Annotated in this window: 8 protein-coding genes and 1 pseudogene; 3 read left to right on the top strand and 6 right to left on the bottom strand. The window is 67.2% G+C overall.

The genetic code is table 11. The annotated features are described in order from the left end of the window. The coding region (locus A5643_RS07480) for an Hsp70 family protein (RefSeq protein WP_066853542.1) at positions 1 to 1,375 on the bottom strand (1,375 nt) is incomplete at its 3' end. A 124-nt stretch (positions 1,376 to 1,499) separates the two neighbouring features. Further along, a complete protein-coding gene (locus A5643_RS07475; RefSeq protein ID WP_066853540.1) occupies positions 1,500 to 2,729 on the bottom strand; it encodes a hypothetical protein in 1,230 nt (409 codons plus the stop codon). Positions 2,730 to 2,767: 38 nt separating this feature from the next. On the opposite strand from A5643_RS07475, the gene A5643_RS07470 reads away from it, so the two are divergent. Then, positions 2,768 to 3,391 (top strand): TetR/AcrR family transcriptional regulator, encoded by a 624-nt coding sequence (locus A5643_RS07470; protein WP_066853538.1) that lies wholly within the window; start codon positions 2,768 to 2,770, stop codon positions 3,389 to 3,391. 20 nt (positions 3,392 to 3,411) lie between these two features. After that, positions 3,412 to 3,879, top strand: a complete 468-nt coding sequence (locus tag A5643_RS07465) for a nuclear transport factor 2 family protein (RefSeq protein ID WP_066853536.1) — start codon at positions 3,412 to 3,414, stop codon at positions 3,877 to 3,879. Here the strand turns inward: A5643_RS07465 and A5643_RS07460 are convergent. The 4 genes from A5643_RS07460 to A5643_RS07440 all read right to left on the bottom strand — a co-directional run bounded on the left by A5643_RS07460 (position 3,876) and on the right by A5643_RS07440 (position 7,165). After that, the gene (locus tag A5643_RS07460) at positions 3,876 to 4,361 is read right to left on the bottom strand and encodes a hypothetical protein (RefSeq protein WP_066853543.1); all 486 of its coding nucleotides are present in this window, start codon (positions 4,359 to 4,361) and stop codon (positions 3,876 to 3,878) included. The two genes, A5643_RS07465 and A5643_RS07460, sit on opposite strands and share 4 nt — an antisense overlap. A gap of 113 nt (positions 4,362 to 4,474) precedes the next feature. Further along, positions 4,475 to 6,109 (bottom strand): alpha/beta hydrolase, encoded by a 1,635-nt coding sequence (locus A5643_RS07455; RefSeq protein ID WP_231995488.1) that lies wholly within the window; start codon positions 6,107 to 6,109, stop codon positions 4,475 to 4,477. Then, a complete protein-coding gene (locus A5643_RS07445; RefSeq protein ID WP_066853531.1) occupies positions 6,109 to 6,411 on the bottom strand; it encodes a hypothetical protein in 303 nt (100 codons plus the stop codon). The genes A5643_RS07455 and A5643_RS07445 overlap by 1 nt, the downstream gene beginning before the upstream one ends. A 94-nt stretch (positions 6,412 to 6,505) precedes the next feature. Then, complete coding sequence (locus tag A5643_RS07440) at positions 6,506 to 7,165, bottom strand: L,D-transpeptidase family protein (RefSeq protein WP_066853529.1); 660 nt, start codon at positions 7,163 to 7,165, stop codon at positions 6,506 to 6,508. Between the two features lie 272 nt (positions 7,166 to 7,437). On the opposite strand from A5643_RS07440, the pseudogene A5643_RS18655 reads away from it, so the two are divergent. Further along, positions 7,438 to 7,693 (top strand): annotated as a pseudogene (locus A5643_RS18655) (hypothetical protein); the annotation flags it as partial.

Genomic DNA, 7,693 nt, shown 5'->3' with positions numbered 1-7,693 from the left:
CGAGCAACAGCGGCATCCGGAACCAGCGGCGACCCGGCTCGTCGAACGCATCCGCGGAGTAGTCGTATCCGCGCGGTTCCGGGACGGCCGCGGCGCCGGCGTAGTCGGCGTAGCCGTCCTCGGGCACCTCGCCGCTGAACGGCACCGGCTCGTCGGTGTCGTCGGCTTTCGACCACGCCAGTTCCTGTTCGAGCCCGCCGTCGCCGGCCGTAGACGGCGGCAGGCCCGCCGTGGTGCCGTCTGCCGCGGCGGCCATGGCCGTGGCGGTCCCGGCGTCCGAGGCGAGCGGGCTCGGGGTGGTCGGCGGCGCCACGCTGGGCGCCATCGCGGTACCGGTGGCCGGACTCTCGTCCGACTGTCCAGCCGCCAGCAAGGTGGCGCCCAGTGCGGCGTTGATCTCCGGGTGAGGGGTGCGCACCACCGGCACCGGCAGCCACTGCGTGATACGGCGTGCGATCACGGGCATGTTGGCGCCGCCGCCGACGATTGCGATGGCCCGCAGGTTCCGGCCGCCGACCCGGTTGCGTTGCAGCATGGCCTTGAAGGCCTCCAGCGCGCCGGTCAGCGGTTCGGCGACCAGGGCCTCCAGTTCACCGCGGGTCACGGTGACCTGCGTCTGATGGGTGGGCAACGCGACCGTCAGCTCGGTGGCTGCCAGCTCGGAAAGGGACTCTTTGGCAAGACGGCACTGGTCGCGCAATCGGGCCAGGGATGCGACGGCGGTGGTGCCGGTCGGCTCACGATCGTCGGCTTGCCCGACGCGCTCCAGGACGTGTTCGAGCAGCGCCTCGTCGATCCGGTCGCCGGAGAACTGCGGGTAGCGCAGGGGCTTGTCGAGGAGTTCGAAGCCGGCGCCGGCATCGGCCAGCGAAAACGTGGCGCCGCCGCCGCCGAAGTCACACAGGGCCACCACGCCGGTCGACGGCAGCCCCGGGTCGGCGTTGAGTGCGGCGAGTGCCGCGGCGGCGTCGGAGACCAGAGCGGGCGCCGGTTGCGCCAGGCGCGGGTGGGCCAGCAACGCGTCGCGCAAGGTCCGTGCCTGGCCCGCACCCCAGTAGGCCGGGATGGCGAGGGTCAGCCCGGCGGCGGCTGGCTGTAACCCGAGCGCGGCGATCATCGCGTCGATCGCCTCGACCAGCAGTTGGTCGGGGGTATGAACGGCACCCTCGATGCCGGCCAGCGGCGTGGGATCGCCGACCCGTTCAACGAACCCGGTGACAGCCGTTCCGGCGTCGCTGCCCGGCGGCAGGTCGCCGACCTGAGTGGGGCGCTGCGGGTAGAGATGCACGACGGCGCGGCGCGTCACCGGCGGGTAGCCGACGCGCGCCGCCACCAGATTGGTCGCTCCGACCGACAACCCGAGCGGGTCGTTCATCAATCGCGTACCTTGCATCGACGTTCGGGAGGGCAGCCACCCACGATAACGGTCCCAGGTGTCCTCAGCCGTTCGCCGTTATCGAATGGAACCGACCGGTTACCGGCCGGTTACCCAACGAAATTCACACCACCGTCAACGGAAGAGAGCGCCGGGAGCGGAACTGGAATGTGGCGCCGCCGCTGACCTTCGCGACCGAGACCTCCGGCAGCTCGGCGATCGGCTCCTCGGAGTGCACGAGTTCGGCGGTCCAGTCGGTGTCGGTGCCGGTGACCTCGACCCGCAGTTGCGGATCGACTGCCGTCGCGATCGCCTGCAGCGGCTGCACCGACCCCGGGTGGCACAGGCTGAGCCAGGCGCGGTCGTCGTGAGCCGGGGAGGGGTGCACATGAATGCGCCCGTCGGCGAATTCCGCCCTGATGTAGCCCGCCGGGTTGAACAGCGGGTGCAGTTCGAAGATCCGGAGAACGCCCTCGAGCCCGCCGGGCAGGTTCAGCGCACGGTGCAATCGTTCGGCTCCGAGCCCGGCCAGCCCGATGAGCTGGCGGGTACCCACCGAGACGGCGAGGTCGTCGTCGTGTTCGGCGCGGGCCCGTACCGCGATGGCGAACGACAGATACAGCAGGTGCATCTGCAGACAGACCTCGTCGGCAAGGCGGACCAGCGCGGAGTGCGAGAACGCCCCGAAGTCGACGTCGGCGAGCAACGGCCCGGTGTATTCCGCCCAGCCCTCGTGGGCGGGGTCGATACCGGGCAGCTCCCAGTTGGCCGCGCGCGAGCGACCGACGACGTCCAGCGCCGGAATCCCCTGCGCCTCGGGGTAGGACTCGTCGATCTTGACCGTCCAGGCGCAGTGCGGATGCTCGTCGGCCGGCTGGCGGGGCGGGCGGTGGATCGGCCGCATCTGAGCCTTCGGGTTGGTGGCGACCGCGGTCGCGTCGAAGGTCGGATCTTCGATCGTGTGGCACATGCCGTGGACGTAGTCCTCGCCGAGCGGCTCGACGTCCAGCAGCGCGCCGCAGCTGTTGAGGTAGAACTCGCCGTCCCAGCGGTTGTGGATGATGAACCGGAAGTCCATGAACTGCGGTGGCGAGCCGATGTCGAACTGCAGCCCCTTGAAGATCGTGGGCACGTCGTTGCCCTCGAAGTTCAGCGCCCGCTGGATCCGCTTGGTGTAGATCGGGCTGGCTCCGGCCCACTCTTCGATGGCGATCTGCTCCATCTGTTCGCGGCCGAACGCCTGGATGCACCAAGCCATGCCGGACCGGTCGATCATGTGGCCGATGAGCAGCAACTCCGGGAGCAGGGTCGCCAACTCGTCGCGGGTGAGCGAGGCGTATCGGGATTCCGTCACACCGAAAACATAGTTAGGACTATGTTATAAAGTCAACGATGTCGATGAGCGCGGGCCCGAAGGCCACCCGGGGGGCCACCCCCACCCGGCAGACCAGCGCTCCGCGCAAGCGGGGCGACGAGACGCGCGCCCGCATCATCGAGGAGACCGTGCGCTGCGTGGTCGAGGAGGGCTTCCTCGCAGCCACCGCCAAACACGTCGCCGAACGCGCCGGCGTGACCTGGGGGGTTATCCAGTACCACTTCGGCGATCGCAACGGGTTGCTGATGGCCGTCGTCGACGACGGAGTGGCCAGGTTGCTGGAGAGCTTGAGCGCGATCGAAGTCGGAACTCTTCCGCCGGGCGAGCGCATCGAGGTGGTCGTCGACACCGCGTGGTGCTGCTACAGCAGTCCGACGTCGATGGCGGCCTTCGAAATCCTGTATGCCACCCGCGGCAGTCTGGGTGATCAATCACGCAGCCACCTGTTGGAGATGAACACGGCCATCGGGCAGTTGGGTCGGCTCATCTCCGACGACCCGGTGAACGCCGATGTGGCCGAGGTGATCTGGGCAGGGCTACGCGGCATGGTTTTCGCGCAGATGCTGATCGGAACACCGGTCGATTGGCAACGGGAACGCGCCACCCTCATCGACATGGTGACCCACTACCTCCGGCAGTAGCCGGTGTGCTGCAATGAGCCATGGGCGAGATCGACGACATCGCAGCAATCAAGCAAGTCAAGTACCGCTATCTGCGGGCACTGGACACCAAGCACTGGGACGACTTCGCCGCGACCCTGACCGAGGATGTCGTCGGCGACTACGGAGCGTCGCAGGGTGAGGCGTTGCATTTCACCAACCGCTCCGATCTGGTCAGCTACATGAGTTCGACCCTGGGGCCGACGATCATCACCGAACATCGCGTTGACCATCCCGAGATCAGCGTGAGCGGCGACGAGGCGAGCGGCGTGTGGTATCTCCAAGACCGGGTCATCGTCGCCGACTTCGATTTCATGCTCATCGGAGCGGCGTTTTACCGCGATCGCTACCGGCGTACCGACAGCGGCTGGCGCATCAGCGCAACCGGCTACGACCGCACCTACGAAGCGACGATGTCGTTGGCCAGTATCGGTTTCTCAGTGAAACCCGGTGCTGCACTCACTGATTAGTCCGCGGTCAGCACGGTCGGGACCGGGATGTCCCACCGGGCCAGCTCACCGGGGAAACACGGCGCGCTCCCGATTATCGTCGGCGGGTACCCCGGCGGATTGGCGGCGACGATCTGCAGCGTGTAGCCGTCGGACCCGTACCCGAACCGGTTGGGCTTGCGGAACTCGTCGCGCTCCACGACATGCCAGCCCCACCCGGACCAGATCTCCTCGATGAGGACCATCATCGTCGGCAGATCGCTGTCGGGCGGGAACAGTGCTTGGCGCATGTCGTAGAACTGGTTCTCCGGGACGTCGAATGTGTCATCGCTGCACGGAACGTTGCTGGAACCCGGGTATGGCGAGCGGTCGAAGGTTGTGCCCTCGGGCAGGCTCTGCAACGTCTTCTTCAGGTAACCGAGGACGGTGTCCTGAGCCTGTTGCTGGCTGGTCGGGATCACCGGCCGGAGCTCCCATCCCGGTGGCGGCGGAACTACGGTCATCGGTGGTCCTCCCTCGTCGGTGAATTGCCGACCGCTGCAGGCACCGACCAATGCTGCGACGATCGCGACCGCGACCAGCATGCGGCCTCTGCCGCCTGGCGGGGGCGGGCGAGTCATCGGTGCTCGATCCGTGGCGGTTCGACGCCGGCGATGACCGCGCCCAGGTTGGCCAGCGCGATGTTCCCAGGGTTCCAGTAGCTGCTGTGCGCGTCAACGGACGGGAAGATGCCCGCGACGGTGGGTCCGGGATCGGCAGCCAAGACGGTTGCCCCGAACACGGGGCTGTCCGGCGGGTAGATGCCGAGTCCCAGACCGCCGGCGGCCCACCGAATGATGTCGTTCTGGGCGCGCATCGCGTACACCTTCCCGCCGTCATCGATGTGCAGGTCGCCGGCACGGTCGACCAGCATTCCCGGCGCTCCGACGGCGACCACGTTGTCGGCGGCCAAGTGATGCCCCTCCGCGGCCGCTGCGCCGAGCACCACCGCGCCGTAGCTGTGGCCGATGACGGTGTCGACCGCGCGGGGCCCGATGTGCGAGACGCGCATTCCCTCCGCGAAGCGCGCCAACGGATCCGCTCCGGATCGCGCGCGCTCGGGGACGGCGGCTTCCAACAGGTTCATCGGGCGGTCATAACCCATCCAGGTGGTCACCGCGAGGTCCGCGTGGCCCAAGTGACGGTCGGCGTCGTGCGCCGCCTTGTACATCGCCTTCGACTTGTCCTCGCTGAAGCGCCAGCGGCTCAGGTCTTGGGCAGTTCCGGGAACGAAAACCGCGTTGCGCTTGGCGCGATCGGGGTCGCCGATTGAGATGGCGGCGTGGCCGTGGTCATCGAGCCATCCCAGAAGGTGCGGCACGCCGTCGTCGCTATTCAGTCCGTCCCGCACGGCGCGATAGCCGGCGAGGTCGTGTCCTGCTCTGCTCCACTGGGCGTTCCAGAGCAGCCAGTCGGCGGGGATCCTGCCGTCGCTGCTCCGCGGCGGTGGCGCGTCGGCCCAATCCGGGTGTTCGCCAGCGAGACGGTCCCGTTCGCTCTCCGTGGTCGCGATCAACTCATCGAGGTGCCGCCGGTTGTAGCGGTCTTTGTCGATGAACTCCATCCCGGCGTGGTTCCCGATGTCGTGGTCCTGGTTGTATAGCCAGTCCCTCTCGTCATCGGTCAGGGCCTGCCACAGATCATGGAACTGCTGTGGGTCCGCCGGCGGCGGCGCCGCCAGCGCCGCTTGGATGCCGGGGCGCTCATCGTGCGGTCCGGGTGCAATCGGCTGGTCTCCGTCGGCCATATCGATTGCGGCGGCCAGTTCACGGTTCACCGAGTTGGCCCGGTCGACCAGCCCGTCGAGCAGCAACTGGAGCTGACATCTGACGGTCGCGGTTTGCAGTCCGAAGCTGTGACCGCGGGCGGGAACGACGAGGTCGGCGTAAGGATCGATCAGGAGTCGACGGCTGCGGGCGCGTGTTTCCAAGGCGTCGAGTTCGCGTTGCACCTCTTCGATTCCATCCGCGGCGCGCCCCGCTGCCCGCGCCACCGCGATCGCCTCCACGCCGTGGGCATCGAGGTCTTGGCGAAGAGCAGCGTTGGCGTGCCGGGCGGCGTCTGCGGCTGCCCCGCACCAGGTTTCGAAGACGGCGAGGGTGCGTAGTTCGCGGGACACGGCGTGGGTGACATCCGCACGAGCCGTGGCGGCATGGAACACTTCTCGGACCGCCTCGGCATCCCAGCGCTGGATGTCCGCAACGGTCAACATCACGGCTCGCCGTCTTTAAGGGCGAGGTCGCGCGCTCGGGTCGCCTCGGTTGTCGCGATGAGATCGGCGATGGTGTGCAGTCCTTGCGCATGGTCGGCGAGCCTGGCCAGAAGCGCATCCGACAGTCGGCGCCAGGTGTCGAGCTTCGCCTGAATGGCGGCGGCCGAACTGTCCACCCATCCGGACTGGGCCGACTCAATTCTGCTGCTGGACAACAGGTGCGCGGTGGCCAGATCGTCGCATTGCCCGCGCGCGTGGTTGGCCGAGCAGACGGCGTCGTCCAGTCGTATCTCTACGGTCATCGCAGACCCCCTTCCACCGCGATGGATCAGGGATAACAGCGGCGCAACCGAGCGGCCATTCACTCGGAACGGCGTTGTGGAGAACCGGTCGAAGCTATTGGGCGATCGCGATCAAAGCGCCGGGGCGGAGCCATTGGATGATCTTCACCAGGGTGCCGTCGTCGATCGCGACGCAGCCCTCGGTCGGGTTCCCGTCGGTGGTGTGGAAAAAGAACGCCGACCCCTCGCCGGGCGTGCGTGTCTTGTTCACCCCCATGACCACCGCGTGCTTGTACTGCGGGATGTCGAGGTTCTCGCTCGCGGAAGTGTTGAACGGGCACTGGGCCTGCTGGCAAACCTGCATGGTGTTGAACGTCGACGGGCTGCTGTCGTCGCCACTCCACCAGTGGGTGGGTCCCACCTGTACGTAGCGCAGATTGGTCCCCGGATTCGGTGCGGTGCCGAAGGCGTAGTCGAGGGTGTAGACGCCCATGGGTGTGGCCGGATAGCCGCTCTTGGCCTTGGGCGCCATTCCCGCCGAGCCGACGAAGGTCGGGATTCCCACCCCGATCGGCTGCCAGCCGGCCCGACCGCGCTGATAGACATCCATCTTGGCTTTCGAACCGCCAACCCCGACGACAGAAACCACCTGGGTGGCGTTGCCGACCGAGTTGGCGAACCACGGGTTGACGACTGCTGCGCTGGCGGGGGCGACCACCAGGGTCACCGCGACGGCACAGACCGCCGCGCACAGCAAGGCAAACAGTCGGCGCACGCTGCCATCGTCACCGGCCTGAAAGCTAAGGGTCAAGTCAAGGTTTAGCGTCAATCTGGTCTCGTCGTCGTTGTCATCGACCGGCCGGAGTGAATACCGGAATGCTCAATCGGCGTTACGATCAACCAATGGCGGATTTGCCCTCTACGGGGCTTCCTCCAACTCCGGCGGCGCCGTCTTGGCCTCCGACACCGCCGAAAGTTCCGCGCCCACCGTCCCGTTGGGCCGGCGTTGCCGCCGTCGCCATCGCCTCCGTTGCCCTACTCGTTGCGGTGGCGGGTTGGTTCCGGCCCGTTCCATCGGCCCAGACGCCCGAGCCAGTCTTCACCGAGCAGCAGATCGAGGCGGCGAAGACACGGGCTTGTACGGCTTTTGAGTTGGTCAAGCGTGGCTTAATCGTTCAAACAAAAGAAGAACCGACGGCAGATGCAGCCAAGATAGACGCACGTGCCGCTAATGCTCGTTTAGCGATCGTATCCGGTGCACGCTATTTAGAACTGCACGTGGACCCTGCTACCCCTCCGAAAA

This window comes from Mycobacterium sp. 1274756.6 (assembly GCF_001668625.1).
Classification (GTDB): domain Bacteria; phylum Actinomycetota; class Actinomycetes; order Mycobacteriales; family Mycobacteriaceae; genus Mycobacterium.
The sequence above is the reverse complement of the archived record's forward strand: the minus strand, read 5'-3'. Positions and strand labels throughout refer to the sequence as shown.

What these genes read in the sequence shown, in the direction of transcription:
- A5643_RS07445 (WP_066853531.1), bottom strand. Translation starts at nt 6,411, where the DNA reads ATGACCGTAGAGATACGACTGGACGACGCCGTCTGCTCGGCCAACCAC.
- A5643_RS07460 (WP_066853543.1), bottom strand. Translation starts at nt 4,361, where the DNA reads ATGACCGTAGTTCCGCCGCCACCGGGATGGGAGCTCCGGCCGGTGATC.
- A5643_RS07470 (WP_066853538.1), top strand. Translation starts at nt 2,768, where the DNA reads ATGTCGATGAGCGCGGGCCCGAAGGCCACCCGGGGGGCCACCCCCACC.
- A5643_RS07455 (WP_231995488.1), bottom strand. Translation starts at nt 6,109, where the DNA reads ATGTTGACCGTTGCGGACATCCAGCGCTGGGATGCCGAGGCGGTCCGA.
- A5643_RS07465 (WP_066853536.1), top strand. Translation starts at nt 3,412, where the DNA reads ATGGGCGAGATCGACGACATCGCAGCAATCAAGCAAGTCAAGTACCGC.